At 71.3% G+C, this 19,056-nt stretch carries 15 protein-coding genes and 1 pseudogene; 7 read left to right on the top strand and 9 right to left on the bottom strand.

Annotated elements, in window-relative coordinates; translation table 11 throughout:
- Positions 1-215: 215 nt before the first annotated feature.
- Genes ACYVF7_RS13255 through ACYVF7_RS13240 form a run of 4 tightly spaced genes read right to left on the bottom strand, consistent with a single transcriptional unit; the run spans position 216 to position 3,242 of the window.
- Complete coding sequence (locus ACYVF7_RS13255) at positions 216-977, bottom strand: amino acid ABC transporter ATP-binding protein (protein ID WP_460339326.1); 762 nt, start codon at positions 975-977, stop codon at positions 216-218.
- Entirely contained in the window at positions 977-1,627 is a 651-nt protein-coding gene (locus ACYVF7_RS13250; RefSeq protein ID WP_460339324.1) for an amino acid ABC transporter permease, read from the bottom strand. Before ACYVF7_RS13250 ends, ACYVF7_RS13255 begins: the two co-directional genes overlap by 1 nt.
- Positions 1,627-2,367, bottom strand: coding sequence for an amino acid ABC transporter permease (locus ACYVF7_RS13245; RefSeq protein ID WP_460339322.1), 741 nt, complete (start codon positions 2,365-2,367; stop codon positions 1,627-1,629). Before ACYVF7_RS13245 ends, ACYVF7_RS13250 begins: the two co-directional genes overlap by 1 nt.
- A 41-nt stretch (positions 2,368-2,408) precedes the next feature.
- Positions 2,409-3,242, bottom strand: a complete 834-nt coding sequence (locus tag ACYVF7_RS13240; RefSeq protein ID WP_460339321.1) for an ABC transporter substrate-binding protein — start codon at positions 3,240-3,242, stop codon at positions 2,409-2,411.
- A 294-nt stretch (positions 3,243-3,536) separates the two neighbouring features.
- Here ACYVF7_RS13240 and ACYVF7_RS13235 point away from each other — a divergent pair, with 294 nt between their 5' ends.
- Positions 3,537-4,400, top strand: a complete 864-nt coding sequence (locus ACYVF7_RS13235; protein ID WP_460339320.1) for an IclR family transcriptional regulator — start codon at positions 3,537-3,539, stop codon at positions 4,398-4,400.
- 205 nt (positions 4,401-4,605) lie between these two features.
- Here ACYVF7_RS13235 and ACYVF7_RS13230 read toward each other — a convergent pair whose 3' ends face one another.
- The 4 genes from ACYVF7_RS13230 to ACYVF7_RS13215 all read right to left on the bottom strand — a co-directional run bounded on the left by ACYVF7_RS13230 (position 4,606) and on the right by ACYVF7_RS13215 (position 8,282).
- Complete coding sequence (locus tag ACYVF7_RS13230) at positions 4,606-5,844, bottom strand: RNA polymerase sigma factor (protein WP_460339318.1); 1,239 nt, start codon at positions 5,842-5,844, stop codon at positions 4,606-4,608.
- Positions 5,845-5,848: 4 nt separating this feature from the next.
- On the bottom strand, positions 5,849-6,262 hold the full coding sequence (locus ACYVF7_RS13225; protein ID WP_460357887.1) for a YciI family protein: 414 nt from the start codon (positions 6,260-6,262) through the stop codon (positions 5,849-5,851).
- A 149-nt stretch (positions 6,263-6,411) separates the two neighbouring features.
- A complete protein-coding gene (locus ACYVF7_RS13220; protein ID WP_460339316.1) occupies positions 6,412-7,719 on the bottom strand; it encodes a carotenoid oxygenase family protein in 1,308 nt (435 codons plus the stop codon).
- Positions 7,719-8,282 (bottom strand): hypothetical protein, encoded by a 564-nt coding sequence (locus ACYVF7_RS13215; RefSeq protein ID WP_460339314.1) that lies wholly within the window; start codon positions 8,280-8,282, stop codon positions 7,719-7,721. The genes ACYVF7_RS13220 and ACYVF7_RS13215 overlap by 1 nt, the downstream gene beginning before the upstream one ends.
- An 89-nt stretch (positions 8,283-8,371) precedes the next feature.
- On the opposite strand from ACYVF7_RS13215, the gene ACYVF7_RS13210 reads away from it, so the two are divergent.
- The gene (locus tag ACYVF7_RS13210; RefSeq protein WP_460339312.1) at positions 8,372-8,920 is read left to right on the top strand and encodes a PadR family transcriptional regulator; all 549 of its coding nucleotides are present in this window, start codon (positions 8,372-8,374) and stop codon (positions 8,918-8,920) included.
- 91 nt (positions 8,921-9,011) lie between these two features.
- Entirely contained in the window at positions 9,012-9,959 is a 948-nt protein-coding gene (locus tag ACYVF7_RS13205; RefSeq protein WP_460339310.1) for a DUF5996 family protein, read from the top strand.
- 20 nt (positions 9,960-9,979) lie between these two features.
- Here the strand turns inward: ACYVF7_RS13205 and ACYVF7_RS13200 are convergent, their stop codons facing one another.
- Positions 9,980-10,813, bottom strand: coding sequence for a TrmH family RNA methyltransferase (locus ACYVF7_RS13200; protein WP_460339308.1), 834 nt, complete (start codon positions 10,811-10,813; stop codon positions 9,980-9,982).
- 564 nt (positions 10,814-11,377) lie between these two features.
- On the opposite strand from ACYVF7_RS13200, the gene ACYVF7_RS13195 reads away from it, so the two are divergent.
- The 4 genes and pseudogenes from ACYVF7_RS13195 (at position 11,378) to ACYVF7_RS13180 (ending at position 18,988) form a co-directional block, all read left to right on the top strand.
- A complete protein-coding gene (locus ACYVF7_RS13195) occupies positions 11,378-13,864 on the top strand; it encodes a substrate-binding and VWA domain-containing protein (RefSeq protein ID WP_460339306.1) in 2,487 nt (828 codons plus the stop codon).
- A gap of 220 nt (positions 13,865-14,084) precedes the next feature.
- A complete protein-coding gene (locus ACYVF7_RS13190; protein ID WP_460339304.1) occupies positions 14,085-15,539 on the top strand; it encodes an RNA polymerase sigma factor in 1,455 nt (484 codons plus the stop codon).
- Between the two features lie 140 nt (positions 15,540-15,679).
- Positions 15,680-17,363, top strand: a pseudogene (locus tag ACYVF7_RS13185) (AMP-binding protein).
- A 263-nt stretch (positions 17,364-17,626) separates the two neighbouring features.
- Complete coding sequence (locus ACYVF7_RS13180; RefSeq protein ID WP_460339302.1) at positions 17,627-18,988, top strand: RNA polymerase sigma factor; 1,362 nt, start codon at positions 17,627-17,629, stop codon at positions 18,986-18,988.
- Positions 18,989-19,056: the final 68 nt, after the last annotated feature.

Below are 19,056 nucleotides of genomic sequence, written 5' to 3'. Positions count from 1 at the left end.
CGTTGTGTAGATAAGCAGGCACAACAGACGCCCCGCCAGCGGCCCTTGACGCCGGCAGCGCAGGTGCAGCCCTGCGGCGCGGTCTTGTAGTGCCGTCGCTGGACTCGCGTAACGAACCGCCGCCGGATCACGCATCCGTCCTGGTCGCCGATGGAGCCGAGGGCCGTTCGTGTGCAGGCGGGACCGGGGCGGTCGCCCTCGCCGATGGCGCGGCGTTACGTGTCCAAGACACGTTTCAGGAACTGCTGGGTGCGGGCTTCGACGGGATTGGCGAAGACACGGTCGGGCGTCCCCTGTTCGAGGACCACGCCGCCGTCCATGAAGACCACCCGGTCGGCGGTGTCGCGGGCGAACCGCATCTCGTGGGTGACGACCACCATCGTCATGCCGTCTTCGGCGAGTGACCGCATGACGCCGGTGACCTCGCCGACGAGTTCGGGATCGAGGGCGGAGGTCGGCTCGTCGAAGAACATGATCGCCGGGTCCATGGCGAGCGCCCTGGCGATGGCGACGCGCTGCTGCTGGCCGCCGGAGAGCTGGATCGGATAGGCGTCGGTCTTGTCGGCGAGCCCGACCCGGGCCAGGACCTCCCGTGCGCGATCCTCGGCCTTGGCCCGGGGCATCTTGCGAACCTTCGTGAGAGCGAGGGTCACATTGCCGAGCGCGGTCCGGTGCGGAAAGAGGTTGAACTGCTGGAACACCATGCCGACGTGCCCGAGGATCTCGGGCGCGCGCTTCCGGACATGGAGGGGCACGCCGTTGACCCAGACCTCGCCGTCGTCGGCACGCTCAAGGTCGCACATGATCCGCAGCAGGGTGCTCTTGCCGGAGCCGCTCGCGCCGATGAGGACGACCACTTCTCCCGCGCCGACCTCGATGTCGACGCCCTTGAGCACCTCCAGCGAGCCGAAGCGCTTGTGAACGCCGGTCAGGGTGATCTGCGCGGTGGTGGTCCGGCCACGATCCGAATCGGTCATCAGGTGGTCACTGCCTTTCTTTCCATCCGCCGGACGGCCAGTGACAGCGGATAACAGATGACGAAGTAGAGGGCGGCGAGGGTGAGGTACACCTCGCCGGGGTGACCGACTCGGTCGATGACCGACTGTCCCTCCCGGAGCAGTTCCGCGTAGCCGATGACGACGGCGATCGACGTGTCCTTCACCAACGAGAGGTACTGGCCGACCAGCGGGGGCAACACGATCGCCCTCGTCTGCGGAAGGATCACCGAACGGAACGTCTGGGCGCGTGAGAGCCCCAGGATCCGCGACGCCTCCCACTGGCCCCGGGGAATCGCCTCGATGCCGGCCCTGAATATCTCCGCGATGTACGCCCCCTCGAAGAGGGTGAGGGCGAGCAACGCCGCGCCGAAGATCGAGATGCCCGCGATGTTGAGGTACGCCGCGCCGAAGTAGATGAACAGCATCTGGACCAGCAGCGGTGTCCCGCGGAAGATCTCGAGGTAGCAGCGGCCCAGCTGGGCCAGGACCGGGATGCGACCGGTCCGTACGACGGCGATGAGCAGGCCGAGGATTGTGCCGGTGACGATGGCCGCCACGGACAGCACGACCGTCGCCCACAGCCCTTCGACCAAGGGGGTGTGGTTGGACCAGATGACCGTCAAGCCCATCACGCCTCCCTGCGTGCGAGCGAGCCCCGGCGGATCGCGCGCAGGAGGCCCTGTCGGGCCGCCCGGCCGGTGGTCACCGACCGCAGCGGCGGTTTGAACGCGACTCGGCCGACGACCGCGGCCAGCAGGGAGACCAGGTTGGTCAGGATCAGGTAGAGGGCCGCCGCGATGGCGAACACCTGGACGGTGAGGAGATTGCGGGAGTTGATGACGGTGGCCGTTCCGGTGAGCTCGGGAACCGAGATCGCCGAAAGCAGCGACGACCCCAGGATGATCTGGATCAGCTGGTTGACGACCGCCGGGTAGACGTTGCGCAGCGCCTGGGGGAAGACGACACGCGTGAAGGTCTGGAACGGACTCAGCGCCAGCACCCGGGCCGCTTCGCGCTGGCCGCTCGGGACGGCCTGGATGCCCGCGCGGAAGATCTCGGTCAGGTAGGCGCCGACGTTGATGCCGAGGGCGGCGATGCCCGCCTGCACCGGGCTGATCTTCAGCCCCGCGGACGGCAGCGCGAAGTACGCGACGAACATCTGCAGCAGAACCGGCGTGTTACGAATGACCTCGACGTACGCGGCTGCGATCACGCGCGGCAGCGCGTACCGCGACCTGCGTGCGAAAGCACCGAGCATGCCGAGGAGGAAGGCGAGGACGAAGGCGGCCAGCGAGATCTTCAACGACAGCCAGGCCGCCGTGAGATACGTGGGCCAGTCCCGGAGGGCATAAGTCCAGTCGGCGAACATCGATCTCCTCCAGTGGCGGCGGCCGACGCCGCCGCCAGGGCTCAGTAGGACGGGTTGAGCTTGAAGACGCGATCGACGCCGAACCACTTCTTGTACAGGGCGTCGCCCTCGCCGGAGGTGTTGAAGTCGCGCAGCCAGGTGTTGACCCACTGCAGCCACGTGGGGTCGCCGGCCCGTACGCCGATGCCGTTGTACTCCAGCGGAACGACGGACGTACGCGTCACTTTCAGCGAAGGGTCGAGCTTCGCCTGGTAGTTGAGGAAGTTCGAGTCCTCGACCATCGCGTCCGCCTGCCCCTGCTTGACTGCGAGCACCCCGGCGGACGACGTGTCGTACTCCTGGATCTTCGCCTGAGGGTTGCCCTTCTTCACCGCGTCGCCGTCGGTGGATCCCTTCGTGACGGCGACGGTCTTTCCGGACAGGTCCTTCAGCCCGGAGATGTTGCTCGACTTCTTGACGAGCAGCACCTCGCCGGCGACGACGTAGGGGTCGGTGAACGCGATCTGCTTGGCCCGCTCCGGGGTGATGGTGAAGTTGCAGACGACCGCGTCCACCTTGTTGGTCTGCAGGTTCGGGATGCGGTTGGCGGAGGTCGTGTCGATGACCTTCAGCTTGACGCCGAGCGCCTTGGCCATGGCACCGGCCACGTCGACGTCGAACCCCTGCGGCCGGCCGGACTGGTCCTTCGATCCGAACGGGGGGAAGGTCAGGCAGCTGGCGACGTTGAGCGTGCCCGCGCGGATGACCTTCTGCAGCGTGGAGTCACGCTGAGCGGAGGCCGCTCCTGAGCCAGAGGAGCAGGCGGCCAGCGAGCCGATGGCGATGCTGCCCGCGGACAGAGCGGCCAGTCGGCGAATACGGGAGTGACATCCCATGACGGGATCCCTTCGGGGGGTGATGCGGATGTGTGGTGCGGAGGGAGGCGGCGTGATCGGCAGAGGCCACGGCGCCGATGACCGAGGATGAGTATGTTCTGCAATGCAAAACGCTATTTCGTATTTTGGTGCCGACAAGCTAACGAGCCCTCAGCTCCCACGTCAATGAGGTCTCGTTAACCCGTTGTAACGATTTGCTATGCAAAACATGATCTTGCTATACGGCATTGCCGTATGGCAGGCTGCTGCGCGATAGCCTCCGAAGGCCCATCCCCCGACGAAGGGACGTAGCGCGTGCCCGATCCCGGCACCCCGGCCGACGGTGGCGACACGACCGGCTCTCGGCGCAACTCCTCGTCGTCGCTCCGGCGGGCGTTGGCCATCCTGCTGTTCCTGGCGGAGGACCACGGGCATCCGCCTGGCACCACGCTGGCCGAGCTCGCGACCGGTCTCCGGCTGAGCAAGAGCACCGTCCTCCGGCTGATCGCGCCGTTGCGGGACGTACGCATGGTGGATCAGGACCCCGAGAGCGGCCGCTACCATCTCGGGCCGCAGAACGCCCTGCTCGGCCAGCTCTATCTGGAACGGCTCGACATCCGAAGGGCGGCCGCCCCTTTCCTTCACGAGCTCGCCGAGCGGATCGGCGAGACGGTCCACCTGCTCACCTTCGACCCGCCGGAGATCGTCTACATCGACAAGGTCGAGAGCCCGAAGCCCGTACGGATGCATTCGCGCATCGGCAGCCGGCAACCCGCCTACTGCACCGCCACCGGCAAGGTCTTCCTCGCGCACTCCACCGACGAGGTCTTCGCCAAGGTCGTCGCGGAGGGCATGCCGGCGCGCACCCCGAACACCATCACCGGCCCCGAGCGGCTGCGCGCCGAACTCGAGACGGTACGGCGACACGGCTATGCCATCGACGATGTGGAGAACGAAGAAGGGATCCGGTGCGTCGCCGCACCGATCTTCGACCACCGTGGCGCCGTCACTACGGCGATCAGTGTCTCCGGCCCGGCCTCACGCGTCACGCTCGACCGCGTCGCCGAGATCGGCGGGCTCCTCGTGACCACGACCAAGTCCATCTCCGAGCACCTCGGCGGCGCTCCGGCACCGGGCGCCGCCGCGCGGCCGGGAAAATCGGTTGGCGAGGCCCTGTGAACCGGTGAGACTCGGCTCCGCGAGCCTCGGTTCGCGCATGGCAGTGCCGACGCGGAGGCGGCGCTGGTGCGTTCGCGCGACGGAGACGCGTCTCCGGCCGTACGGAAGAAGGCGGGCTGGTACGCCCCTGGCGGGACGATCCACCGCAAGACCCGCCGCCGACCGCGCTGACGCGGCCGCGGCCGACCGTACGGCCGGGGACGCGTCACCGGTCGTCGGTGAGACGGGCGGCGCGGGCGTTCAGGTAACGCCGCTGGGGAAGGCTGGTCGCGCGCCGGGCCGCCGCCGCGTAGGCCGTACGGGCCTCCGCGGGCCGTCCGGCCATCTCCAGCAGGTGCGCGCGGACCGCGGTCGGGCGATGGTCCGCCGGGAGCCGGTCCTCCTGTTCCAGCCGGGCGAGCAGGTCGAGGGCCTCTCGTGGGCCGCGGGCCATGGCGACGGCGACGACGTGGTTCAGCCGCACGACCGGGTTGTCGCGGATCCGCAGCAGCAGTTCGTATAGCGCGAGGATCTGCGGCCAGTCGGTCGTCTCGGCGTCCGGTGCCTCGTCGTGCAGCGCGGCGATCGCCGCCTGGAGCTGGTACGGGCCGGGCGGTCCGTCGGAGAGCGCCCGGGTGATGAGCGCGACGCCTTCGGCGATGAGGCCGGCGTTCCAGAGCGTGCGGTCCTGTTCGGCCATGGGGATCAACGCGCCGTCCGGTCCGGTACGCGCGGCGCGGCGCGCGTCGGTGAGCAGCATGAGCGCGAGCAGGCCCGTCACCTCGCCGTCGCCGGGCAGCAGCCGGTGGACGAGGCGGGTGAGCCGGATCGCCTCGGCCGCCAGGTCGGCCCGCTGCAGGTCCGGGCCCGCGGTGACGGCGTAGCCCTCGGTGAAGACGAGATAGAGGACGTGCAGGACGGCGCCCAGCCGGTCGGCGCGGTCGGCGGCGCTCGGCGGCGCGAACGGGAGGCCGCTGTCCCTGATGCGCTGCTTGGCCCGGGTGATGCGCCGGGTCATGGTCGCCTCCGGTACGAGGAACGCGCGGGCGATCTCCACGGTGCTCAGGCCGCCGACCGCCCGCAGCGTGAGCGCGATCTGCGAGGCGGGCGACAGCGCGGGGTGGCAGCACAGGAACAGCAGGATGAGCGTGTCGTCCGCGTCGGCGGGCCGGTCCGCGGCGGGCGCGAGCCACCGATCGGGCGGGATGGAGCGGGCGACGAGGTCCTCGCGGCGGCGTCGCGCCTGTTCGCCGCGCAGGAGGTCGGTCAGCCGGCGCGAGGCGACGGTGATCAGCCACGCCCGCGGGTCGTCGGGGAGACCGTCCTTCGCCCACTGGGCGGAGGCGGCGAGGAGCGCCTCCTGCACGGCGTCCTCGGCCGCGTCGAAATGGCCGTAGCGGCGGACGACCGCGCCGAGGACCTGCGGCGCCAGCCCGCGCATCAGGTCCTCGGTGCCCTCGGTCATGGGCTCACAGGTCCAGCTCCGCCGCCGAGCCGGCGATCGGCCGGATGTCCACGTGCCACTCGTTGTCGAGGACGGCGTCCTTCGGATGGGGGGTGTCCGCCAGGCGGGCGGCGATCTCGGTCGCCCGGTCGAAGCTCGCGCAGTCGACGATCGTGTACCCGGCGAGGACCTCCTGGGTCTCGGCGTACGGCCCGTCGGTGACCACGGGGACGCCGTCCCGGAGGCTGACCCTCCGGGCGTGCACCGGGGCGGTCAGGCCCTGGGCGTCGACGAACTCTCCGGACTCGACGAGGTCGTTGTTCCACTTCCCCATGAACGCGTGCAGCGCCGCGGCGTCCTCCGGCGACCAGGCCGGCCGGTCGCCCGACGTCCCGCCGATGGCGTCGTAGTCCCGCTGTGATCCGTAGATCAAGATCATGTACTTCACGATCTCTCCTCTCCGCCGGCACCCGTTCCGGTGCCTCTCACCCGGGACGTCGGAGCCGGGAGCGCGACCCGGACACATCGTTCGCGGATTCACTGAGGCCACCGTACGGACTCGGCCGTGACCTGGGGAAGCGCCCCCGCTCAGTCGTCGAGCCAGTTGCCGTGGAAGCCCGCCGGTACGCGGCGCGGGAGGCGTACGGCGGCGACGAACTCCAGCTCGGCGGCGTCGAGGACGAGCAGTTCCGAGCCGTCGCCGGCGCGGTCGGTGACGATCGACAGCAGCCATCCGGCGTCCTCGGCGCGGGAGTCGACCGCGGGGACGAACACCGCCTCGCCGGGAGACCCGCCCAGGTCCCGTACGCGGGCGCCGCCCGTGCGGGTGTCGTACTTGACGATCGCGTCGTCGGTGACGGTGTAGAGGAAGCGGCCGGCCCTGCCGAGCCGGTCGTCGTTGAGGGTGGGGAACTCGACGTCGCGGTCGTCGAGCGGCTCTTCCTTGACCGCGCCGGTCGCCGGGTCCAGCGTCCACCGGTACAGGGACGCGCCTCCGCTCGCGGCCGCGGCGGCGGCCGGGTCGGGTGCGCCGCCGATGCGCCCCCAGGAGCCGGTGAAACCGGCGCGGGTGTAGCGGACGGCGTCGAGCGTGATGCGGCCCTGGGCGTCCTCGAAGGCGTTGCCGACGTGGAAGACGTAGCAGGGGTCGATGGGGTACCAGCGGGTCTCGCCGCCGTCTCGCGGCATCACCCCGAGCCGCGCGCCGTACGCGTCGTCCCAGCGGTACGGCATGCCGGATCCGAGGAGGGCCCTGTCGAACACCACCGGCAGGTCCAGCCAGATCACGTGGTGCTCGGTGATCGTGAAGTCGTGGATCATCGTCGGTCCCGGGACGTCCACGACCCGGCTCTCCACCAGCTCGCCCGCCACCGAGAGACGGTGGTAGGTGAGGTACGGGGGGACGAAGCCATAGCCGAAGAAGTGCAGCTCGCCGGTGACCGGGTCGGCCTTCGGGTGCGCGGTCATGGCCGTCGTCAGCCGGCCGCCGAAGTCGTACGGCCCGACGGTGTCCAGCTCGGGCGTCACCTCGTACGGCAGGCCGGTCTCGACGAGGGCGAAGACGCGGCCCGCGTGCCGGATGACGCTCGTGTTCGCCGGTGTCGCGGTCAGGTCGATTCCGTCCGGGCCGGCGAACGGCGCGCCTTCCAGCTCGCGGGTCCGGACCCAGCGGTTGCGGTACCACTCGGCGCGGCCGTCGCGGAGCCGGACGCCGTGGAGCATGCCGGCTCCGCCGAACCAGTGGCCGGGGTCCTGGCCGGGGAGGGGGTTGGGGCCGTTGCGGAAGTAGCGGCCGGTCAGCTCGGGGGGCAGGGTGCCGGTGACGGGCAGGTCGACGGCGTCGATCTCGTCGGGGACCGGGGCCTTCAGGCCGGTGAGGTAGCCGGGGAGGTTCATCAGGCGGCGGCGTTCTGGCGGGCCCGGACGGTCTCGGGGTAGCGGGCGGTGAACAGCGCGGGGAGGACGAAGCCGGCGACCTTGACGGCGATGCTCAGGCCGGTGGAGTGGGGGGCGACGTCGACCAGCACGGCCAGCACGATCGCCATCGCGGTGAAGGAGAGCGCCCACACGGCGGTGATGACGGCGTTGACCCGGTAGAAGATCGGGCTGCCGTGGATCTCCGGCGGGGTCATCGTCCGGGCGATGCCGAGGGTGAAGGGCCGGCGGATGGCCAGGGATCCCCAGGCGACCAGGGCGAGCCAGGCATCGGAGACGGCGGAGCCGTACGCGCCGAGGGGCGCCTTGGCCACGGCGAACGCCGCGATGGCGAGCGCGCCGAAGAACGCCATTGAGGTCACCTCGATGATCAGGGCGTCCCAGGGGCGGCCCTTCCGGCGTTCGGACGCGAGGAGCACGAGGGCCAGGACGGCGCCGACGAGCGCGCCGTACCGGGAGTCGCGCGGGGTGCTGATCACCGCGAAGGCGATCCAGGGGAGAAAGGTGCGGAGGTAGCTGAGCACGGGGCGCTCCTGATGACGTTCCAGTTGTGACAGGTCGAAAGTAGAACCTCCACTAGCGACATGTCAACATTGGAAGGTAGGCTCGGTTCATGAGCCTCCGACACGCCGTGCTCGGCCTGCTGTCCGAAGGGCCCGCCAGCGGCTATGACCTGCTGAAGATCTTCGAGATCTCGCTCGCCAACGTCTGGCCCGCCACCCAGAGCCAGCTGTACGGCGAGCTCGGCAAACTCGCCGACGCCGGGTTCGTCACCGTGGTGGCCGAAGGGCCGCGCGGCCGCAAGGAGTACGCGATCACCGACGCCGGCCGGGCCGAGCTGCGCCACTGGCTGACCGAGGTCGAGCCCACCCCGGTGGCCCGCCGCAGCGACATGCTCCTGCGCGTGTTCTTCCTCGGCCTGCTCGAACCCGAGGAGGCCCGCACGTACCTCCGCCGCCGGGCCGAGGCGGCGGACGAGAACCACCGGAACCTCGGGAAGCTGGCCCCGGTCGTCTCCGAGGGCGAGGACTCGCTGTCGGTGTACGGCCGGATCGCCCTCGAATGGGGCCTGCGGTTCACGGCCACCCAGCGCGACTGGGCCGAATGGGCCGAGCAGGAGCTCGACCGGATCCGGAAGTCTCAGAACGCCTCGGAGTCATGACCCCACAGACAGGGCCTGGAGCCCCATTTCGGATTGGGTCGCCGGACCCACCGCAGGTCTGGGCTCGGGCCGTCCAGGGAAGGGAGGTCGCATGGAGCTTTTCCCCGCGATGCCGCTGGCCGAGTGGCGGGACACCAAGGAGACCCTTCACCGCTTCGCCCAGGTGATCGGGAAGGTCAGGCTCGCCGCCGGGATCCGGCGCGACCACTGGTGGGGCGTGCCCTTCCACCTGACGGGACGCGGGCTGACGACGCGGCCGACGGGCCGGGCCGACGGCGGCCCGATCTTCACCGTCGACTTCGACTTCGTCGCCCATCGGCTGATCGTCACCACGCTGGACGGCGAGACGGCGTCGTTCCCGCTGTACGGCCGGTCGGTCGCGGCGTTCTACCGGGACACCCTGCGCGTGCTGGCCGACCTGGGGGTCGAGGTCGACCTGGCCATCCCGCGTCCGTTCGACCTGCCTGACGGCGGCCGGCCGTTCGCCGAGGACACCGAGCACGCGGCGTACGACCCCTTCCTGGCCACGCGGTACTGGCAGGTGCTGAGCCAGGTGAACCTCCTGCTGGAGGAGTTCGCCGCGGGCTACTCGGGGAAGATCAGCCCGGTCCACCACTTCTGGCACACGTTCGACATCGCGTGCACGCGGTTCTCCGACCGCGTCGTCGACCAGTCGCCCGAGACCGATCCGGTGACCCGCGAGGCGTACTCCCGCGAGGTGATCAGCTTCGGCTTCTGGTTCGGTGACGAGGCGTTCCCCGAGCCGGCCTTCTACTCCTACACGGCACCTGAGCCCGGCGGGCTGGCCGAAGAGCCCCTGGCTCCCGCGGCCGCGCAGTGGACGCCGCTGCGGGGCGGCCACCTGGCCGTCCTGCGGTACGACGACGCGCGGGCCGAGCCGGATCCCCGCGCCGCCGTGCTGGCGTTCTACGAGAGTGCCTATCAGGCCGGCGCCCGCCTCGCCGGCTGGGACATCGCCGGGCTCGCCTCACCGGGCGGCGTCACCGACCCGTACTGGAGCGAGTCCCCATCCGGATGACATCCGACGGGAGCGCGGGCTCAGTCGCGCATCAGTTCGTGGCAGGCGATGGCCGTGGCCGCGACCACGTTGAGGGAGTCGACGCCCAGTTCCATCGCGCCCGCGCTCATGGGGATGCAGACCGGGTGGTCGGCCTCCCGCAGCCAGCGCGAGGACAGCCCGTCGCCCTCCGTACCGAGCAGGAGGGCGGCCCGCTCGCCCCGCGGCACCTTGTGCAGGGGCACCGCCGACTGGTCCGGTGTCAGGGCGAGCAGCGTGAACCCGGCGGCGCGCACCTCGGCCAGGCCGTCGCGCCAGTCGGCCATCCGTGCGTACGGAATGGCGAACACCGCGCCCATCGACACCTTCACCGACCGCCGGTAGAGCGGGTCGGCGCACCGGGGCGAGAGGATCACGGCGTCGATCCCCAGTGCCGCCGCGCACCGGAAGATGGCCCCGACGTTGCCGTGGTCCACCAGGTCCTCGAGCACGAGGATCCGGCGTGGGGCGTCGCCGCGAGCGGGCAGGTCACCGGCCAGTACGGCGGCGACCGAGGGCAAGGGCAGACGCTCCATCGAGGCCAGCGCCCCACGGTGCACGGCGAACCCGGTCACCGCTTCGACCACGTCGTCGTCCGCGACGTACACGGGAGCGTCGCCGAACACGTCGGACAACGGCTCGACCCACCGCCGCGCGGTCAGCACCGACCGCACCGGATATCCGGTCGCGACCGCCCGCCGGATGACCTTCTCCCCCTCGGCCATGAACAATCCGTGCTCGGCCTCCAGGCTCTTGCGCAGGTTGACGTCGCGAAGGCGCACGTAGTCGGCGAGCCGCAGGTCGGCGGGGTCGGTCACGGGGATCAGGCGGGCCATGACCTTCAGTATCGCGCCAGACCTGAGTGAGCACGATCGTGACCACGGCCGGCGAAGAGATGCCAGCCCAGATCGCCGCCAGAGACGGGACCGAGGCCGCAGCCGTGGCGGCGACCGCACCTGGCCTGTCTGGCGCCGCACCGGTGGGCGGCCATCCGACGCTCGCCGGGCCGATAGCGACTCTCGGCGGTGGCCGGAACGGCCGCGGACCGGAGCGAGAACGCGAGTCACCTTCAGATTGACGCAGGCTTGACAAGCCGGTCCGCGTCGTCAGTGCGAAAAGGCCGGTGCGACTCCGGGTGACAGAGTGACCACATTCTCGGGGTCGGCCGGTGAACGCACGGTGAGCGCGTCGACGCCCCGGTCCGGTGGGGTCTCGAGTGGTGATGGCGCGCTTCTGATACCGGAAAAGAGCTTCCGGGACGGGACACCGCGGGGTTTGCAGTGGATCTTTACTGGACTGACCTGCGGCATCATCGTATTTGATCATCTTTGTTACGAATTGCGAAGACCGCTACAGTTCCGCTCTACACTCAGCCCTGACCGCCGCGAGATGGGACAGCCGTGAGCCGACGTCGCCGCAACGACATGCCCCCGGGTGAGACGCCCGGCGACGGCCATCCGCCGTCGGGAGACGGTCGCACGACCGGACCCCAGGCATACGGCGCCGGCGCCGATCCCTTCGCGCCGCGCCCGTCCGAGCGGAGCGGTCCCGGCCATGACGCGCGGGGCGCCTACGGCGCCGCCGGCGGCCCGGCCCCGAACGAGGGGAACGGCTACGGCAACGTTCCCTACGGCACCGGCAACCCCGGCCCGAGCGAGCGCGACGGCTACGGCTCCTACGGGTCCAGCGGCGGGCCGAACGAGCGCGACCCCTACGGCGGCGGCGCGTACGGGCCGGGCGGACGCGACCCCTATGGCAACGGAGCGGGCGGCAATCAGCCGGGCGAGCGTGACGGCTACGGCTCCTACGGGCCCGGCGGCGGTCGCCCGGGTGAGCGTGACCCCTACGGCAACGGTTCCTACGGAGCCGGTGGCAATCAGCCGGGCGAACGCGACGGCTCCCATGACTCCTCCTCGTACGTGCCGAACGGCGGGTTCTTCGGCCGGCAGGGCGGCGGCCTGGCCGGGCCCGGCGGCGGCTCCGGCTACGGCGGCGGTCCCGGTTACGGCGGCGGGCCGGGGCAGCCGGGCGGAGGCCCGGGTTCCGGTCCGGGCGGACAGGGTCGCGGCCCGGGAGACGGCGGTCCCGGCCGTCCGGGTTCCGGCGGGCCTGGAGAGGGCGGCTCCGACGAGGGCCGGTCGGGGCCTCCCGGCGGGGGCCGGCGCCGGATTCAGCGGCGGCGTTCCATCAGCGCCCTGGTCGGCCCGCTGGCGGGTGCGGTCGGGCTGGCCATCCTGCTCGGCGCGGGCGTGTACGCGCTCGCCGACAGCACCAAGTGCGGCGGCACGCCGATCGACCTCAAGGTCGCCGCGGCGCCCGACATCGCCCCGGCGGTCAGCGACATCGCCACGTCGTTCACCAAGGAGAGGCACTCCGTCGACGGCAAGTGCGTCAAGGCGACGGTGAAGGCCGCCGACCCCGCGAGCACCTCCACGATCCTGTCCGGCCAGGGCGCGGTGCCGGGCGACGTGTCCCCGGACGTGTGGATCCCGGACTCGTCACTGTGGATCACGCTGATGCGCAGCTCCCCCAAGGGCGCCGCCGCCGTCCGCAGCACGCCGACGAGCGTGGCCGAGACCCCGCTCGTCGTCGCGACCACCCGGGCCTTCGCCAACAAGATCCACGGCCAGGGCATCCGGCCGACCTGGGACATGCTGCTCAAGGCCACCGACGCCCTCGCCGCGGGCGCGGTCAGCAAGAACGACATGCTGCCCGCCGACTCCGTGCACCTGCAGATCCTCGACCCGGGGCGCAACGCGGGCGGGCTGGGCGCGGTCGTCATGACGCGGATGCTCCTGCAGGGCGACCCGAACGCCGACGCGATCTTCACCCAGATCGCCCGCAAGGTGCAGAACAGCATCTCGCCGAACACCCAGGCGCTGTTCGCCAGCTTCCGCCGGAACCTGCACGGCCGGGCGCCCGTCGTGATCGCGCCCGAGCAGGCGGTGTGGAAGTACAACCAGGGCAAGCCTTCCGCGCCGGCCAGCGCGATCTATCCCAACGAGGGCATGCTCAGCCTCGACCACCCCTTCGCGCTGACCACCGACGACGACACGAAGGTCCGCGCGGCGGCGCTGCTCGAGAAGGCGATGAGCACCGACCAGGCTCATGCCGCGGTGCGCGCCCTCGGCTTCCGTACGCCCGACGGCCGGGCGGGCACCGGGTTCGGCAGCGCGAGCGGCCTGAGCCCGCGGATCCCGCGGGCCCTCCCGACACCGGCGTCGAACGACGTCACCGACGTCATGCAGGCCTGGACGAAGCTGTCGCTGCGCACCCGGATGCTGACGCTCCTCGACGTGTCCGGGTCCATGGCGCAGCCGGTCGGCAAGGGCGTCACGCGGATGGAGGCGACCGCCCAGGTGGCCCAGGGCGGTCTGGCGATGCTGCCCGACGACACCGACCTGGGGCTGTGGACGTTCTCCACGAACCTGCAGGGCGCCCAGGACTACCGCACCGAGGTGCCGATCGGCCCGCTGTCCACCCGCCTGGGGTCGGGGACGCGCCGCCAGGCGATCCTGTCCGCACTCGGCCGCGTACGGCCGAAGCCCGACGGCAACACCGGGCTGTACGACTCGGTGCTGGCGGCGTTCCGGTCGATGAAGAAGACGTACAAGACGGGCTACTACAACTCCGTCCTCGTGCTGACCGACGGCAAGAACGACAAAACCAGCGGCATCTCGCTGAGCAGTCTGCTCCGGACGTTGCGGAAGGAGCAGGACCCGACCGAGCCGGTCATGGTCCTGTTCATCGGGTTCGGCCCGGACGTCGACATGGCGGCCATGCAGCGGATCGCCGCGGAGACCGACGGCGCGGCGTACCAGGCGATGAAACCCCAGGAGATCCAGCGGATCTTCCTGAACACGATCGCCCGGCGGATCGCGCACTGACCTGTGGAAACCCGGCTCGGCGACCCGCCCGCCGAGCCGGCTGAAAAAAATCTGGAGATCGTGTCAACCAAGGTCTCCGAAGGGGCGTCTTTCTTGTGGAGGCCCGACGGGAGCGGGGCGTCGGGCCTCCTTCTCTTTTCCGGGGGCGCGTCCGACACCACACCTCCGGGAGGTCGCTGTGGCCGGTTGGCCCAGTCTCGGTCGCGTCGATGACCGCCGGTTGGCGCAGGAGCTGCGCGCCGGCGACGCCACCGCGCTCGCGCAAATATACGACGTCTACGCGCCACGCCTGTTCGACTACTGCCACGCGCTGCTGCGCGACGAGAACCTGGCGGCGTACGCGCTCCACGATTCCCTGATCGCCGCACTGGTGCACATCGACAAGCTGCGCGAGCCGGAGCGCTTCCGCAGCTGGCTCTACGCGCTCGTACGCAATGAATGCCTGCGGCTCCTCCGCGACCCGGAAACGCCGCCGGAGCGGCACGCGGCAGCCGAGGAGGCCGACGACACGTTCCTCGACGCCGATGAGCGCCGGCGACGCCTGGAGACCCGCCGGCTCGTGCAGAGCGCTCTTGCCGGGCTGCCGGGCCGGCACCGCGAGGCGGTGGACCTGGCCGTCCGCCACGAGCTGTCCGCCGAGGAGCTGACCGGCGTTCTCGGCGTCTCGGCGCAGCAGGCGATCGAGCTGGTCGCCGAGTCCCGCGACGAGCTCGAGGACGCCCTCGCCGCCGCCGTCATCGCGCGCACCGGCCGGGGCGACTGCCCGAGCGTCGCCGCGCTGGCCGACGAGCACGAGTGGCCGCTGCCGCCGGAGGTCTCCCGGAAGCTCGTCCGGCACACCGCCTCCTGCCCAACCTGCCGGGAGCGCCGCACGCGCAAGGTGTCGACGAACCGGTTCCTGCAAGTGCTGCCGGTCGCGGCGCTCCCCTCCGGCCTGCGCGACGCCGTCCTGTCCCTGGCCGCCGCCCCGGACCGGCACGAGACCCGGACGCACCTCGCGCAGCGCGCCGAGCCGTTCGACGCCTGGGGCTGGCCGGCGAACGCGGAACGCGTCCGGCCGGCCCACGAGGACGAGCGGAGGGGCGTGCCCCCGCTGTGGCCGGCCGTAGGTGCCGCGGCGTGCGTCCTCCTGGTGGCCGGCGCGATCTTCCTGGTCACCGGCGGATCGTCCTCCCGGCACTCGTCCGGCGACCCTCGGCGCCCCGCCGCGGCCGGGACCGCCGGCCCGTCCGACAGCCCGTCGGCCGATGGCAGCCCGGACTCCCCCGACCCGACCTCGACGTCGACGACGCCCACGCCGACCCCTACGCGTACGTCCAGGACGCCGACGCCGGCGCCGTCGAGGACCAGGCCGAGGGCGACGCCGCGGCCCACCCGGAGCCGGCCGCCGACCACGACACCCACCCCGGGCACGCTCGTCGTCGCGTCCACCGGAGTCGGCGACTCCCGTACGGTGACGCTCACCGCGCGCGGCGGCACCGTGCGCTGGTCGGCGAGCCGGGGACAGTACGTCACCGTCGCCGGCCCGACGGGCGGCAGACTCGCGGCCGGGCAGTCGGCCGTCCTGTCGGTCACGGCCGACACGGCCTCCGCGTGCGCCGCGTCCCCGCCCGTGGAGAAGTCCGGCGTCTCCTTCTCCCCGAACGGAGCGGTCACGCTGTCCTGGACCTGCTGACGCGGCTCGCCAACGGCTCGGGCAGGCGCGCGGCGACCGGGCTACCGGCTCGGCCCCGGACCGTCCCGACGGCGAAGAATCCCCGTCGTTGGTGACGGGGTCCTTACGGAACGCGCGGGTGGGGTGCCAAGATTCGCGACATGACTCCTGACGTCGCGACATTCCGAGCCGCCCGCGACTTCCTGCTGGCGAACGCCGAAGACTACGAGACCGCCTACCGGGGCTTCCGCTGGCCGGACGTCATCGGGTTCAACTGGGCGCTGGACTGGTTCGACGGCGTGCTGGCCGCCGAGACCCCCGACCGGCCTGCCCTCTGGATCGTCGAGGAGGACGGCTCCGAGCTGAAACTGACCTTCGCCGAACTGGCCGACCGGTCGAGCCGGGTCGCCGGCGCTGCACGAGTGGGGCGTACGCCGCGGCGACCGGATCCTGCTCATGCTCGGCAACCAGGTCGAGCTGTGGGAGACGATGCTCGCGGCGATGAAGCTCGGCGCCGTCGTGGTCCCGGCGACCACCCTGCTGACCACGGACGACCTGCGCGACCGGATCGAGCGCGGCGGCGTCTCCCACGTCGTGACCGGCGCCGCCGACACCGCGAAGTTCGCCGGTCTCGAGGGGGACTGGACGCGGATCTCCGTGGGTCCGGCGGAGGGCTGGCTGACGTTCGCCGACGCGTACGGGCACGAGCCGTACGACGCGGTCGGCGAGACGACGCACGCCGGCGACACGCTGCTGCTCTACTTCACCTCCGGGACGACCGCCCGCCCGAAGCTGGTCGAGCACACCTACGCCTCGTACCCGGTGGGGCACCTGTCGACGATGTACTGGATCGGCCTGCGCCCCGGCGACGTCCACCTCAACGTCTCCTCGCCGGGCTGGGCCAAGCACGCGTGGAGCAACGTCTTCGCGCCGTGGAACGCCGGGGCCTGCGTGCTGGTCCTGAACTACGCGCGGTTCGGCGCGCCCGCGCTGCTGGAGGTCATGCGGCGGTGCGAGGTGACGACGTTCTGCGCGCCGCCGACGGTGTGGCGCATGCTGATCCAGGAGGACCTGACGGCGTGGCGGCTGAGCCTGCGTACGGCGGTCGCGGCGGGCGAGCCCCTGAACCCGGAGATCATCGAGCAGGTCCGCGAGCAGTGGGGCCTGACGGTGCGCGACGGTTACGGCCAGACCGAGACGACGGCGCAGATCGGCAACCCTCCGGGGCAGCCGCTGAAGCCGGGGTCGATGGGCCGTCCGCTGCCGGGCTACCGGATCGCGCTCGTCGATCCGGTCACCGGGGAGCCCGCCGACGAGGGGGAGGTGTGCATCGAGCTGGCGGAGCGCCCGCTCGCGCTGATGGCCGGCTACCGCGACGACGCCGGGCGCACCGACGAGGCGATGTCCGGCGGCTACTACCACACGGGTGACGTCGCCTCGAAGGACGCCGACGGCTACGTCACGTTCGTGGGCCGCACCGACGACGTCTTCAAAGCATCGGACTACAAGATCTCACCGTTCGAGCTGGAGAGCGTGCTGCTCGAGCATGACGCGGTGGCCGAGGCCGCCGTCGTGCCGGCCGCCGATCCGGTGCGCCTGGCCGTGCCGAAGGCGTACGTCTCCCTCGCGGCCGGGCACGAGGCGACGGCCGAGACCGCGCGCTCGATCCTCGCCCACTGCCGGGAACGGCTGGCCCCGTACAAGCGGGTGCGCCGCCTGGAGTTCGGCGAGTTGCCGAAGACCATCTCCGGGAAGATCCGGCGGGTCGAGCTGCGGGGCCTGGAGGGGGAGGAACGCCGGGCCGGCGAGTACCGCGAGGAGGACTTCCCCGACCTGACGACTTGATGGATTTCGGTCACTCAGCGTCAGGGTTACTCGCACGACGCAGAAATCGATCACTGCCCGTTGTCGACTATGCCACATTTGCTACCAAAACTGGCCTATCGGCCCGCGATTGGTGGCAGGATGCGTAAACCAGTGATGCCTATGAGGCGTCTGCGTCCGTTTTGGCGAGCACAACGGGAGGACCAGTGGCCGGGTGGCCGACGATCGACAGGGCCGATGACCAGCGGCTGGCACAGGCTCTGCGAGCGGGTCACACCACCGCCATGACGGAGCTCTACGACGCCTACGCGGCGCGGCTGTACGACTACTGCCACGTGCTGCTCCGCGATCAGGAGCTGGCCGCGCAGGGTCTGCAGGACTCTCTGATCATCATCCAGGAGCGGATCGGGAGTCTGCCGGACGCCCGGCTGTTCCGGGGATGGCTGTACGCCGTGACGCGGGCCGAGTGCCTGCGCCGCCGCGCCGAGTCCGGGATCCCGGACAACCGGCAGAAGGCACGCGAGGCCGAAGGTCTCGTGGAGACGGACGAGTCGACGCGGCGGCTCGTCCACGCCGCCCTGATGGTGCTCGGCGGCCAGCAGCGCGAGATCCTCGACCTCGCGCTGCGGCACGAGCTCGACCCGCACGAGCTCGCCGAGATCCTCAACATGACGCCGCAGAACGCGTCGGTGCTGCTCGAACAGGCCCGCAACGACCTGGACGACGCGTTCGCGGCCGTGGTCGTCGCGGCGACCGGGCGCGACGACTGCCCCAGCGTCCCGGCGCTGGCCGGCCCGGAGGGCCGGCCACTGGACGCCGACACCTGCGGCAGGCTCGCGCGCCACATCGGGAACTGCCCGATCTGCGGGCTGCGCGCGAACCGGAAGGTGGCGACCGCCCGGCTGCTCCACGCGATGCCGATCGCCGCCGTGCCGGAGGACCTGCGGCCACGCGTGCTCGGCATGGCGACGCCCCAGTACGCCGACATGCGGGCGACGGTCGCGATGCGGTCCGACGCGCCGCGGCCCGAGCCCGACTACGAGCCCGAGGACGAACCACGCCGCAGGGCGGGCGTGTGGGTCGCCGTCGGCGCGGCCGCCTTCGGCATCCTGGTCCTCGCGGGGATCTTCCTCGTACTGCCCGGCTCGGGTGGCAAGGAGAACTCCGGCAACCAGGCCGTCGCCGCTCCGCCCAGCGACTCGCCGAGTGGTGACCCGTCCGATTCGCCGGGGAGCGCGTCGCCGTCCAAGACCAAGAAGTCGAAGACCCCCACGCCGACGCCGACGCCGTCGAAGAGCAAGACCCCGAAGCCGAAGCACAGCACCCACTCGCCCGGGACCACCACTCCGCCCGAGACGACGCCCGCGCAGCCGCCGACGACCACGGGCACGCTGTCCGTCTCCGGATGCGACATGGGATGGTCGAGCCACTGCAGCGTGACGGTGACCGCGCAGGGCGGGTCCGTGAGCTGGGCCGTCAGCGGGACCAGCGGGCCCGTCAAAGCCGGTGGCAGCGGCAGCCTCAGCGCCGGCGAGTCGGCCCACGTCACCGTTTCCCGCACGTACCAGGGCATCTGCATCGGCGGCGGCAGCGGCTCGGTGTCCTTCACCTCCGGCGCGTCGGCCGGCGTGAAGTGGAACTGCTGAGGGGTCCCGGGCCGACCGGGCCTCGCCGGTTGGGAGACCACTGACGGAATAGAGCCGATCCCGCTGAT

The sequence above is a fragment of the Actinoallomurus acanthiterrae genome (assembly GCF_054775715.1).
Note: the sequence above shows the minus strand (reverse complement) of the source record. Positions and strands in the feature narration are given on the sequence as shown.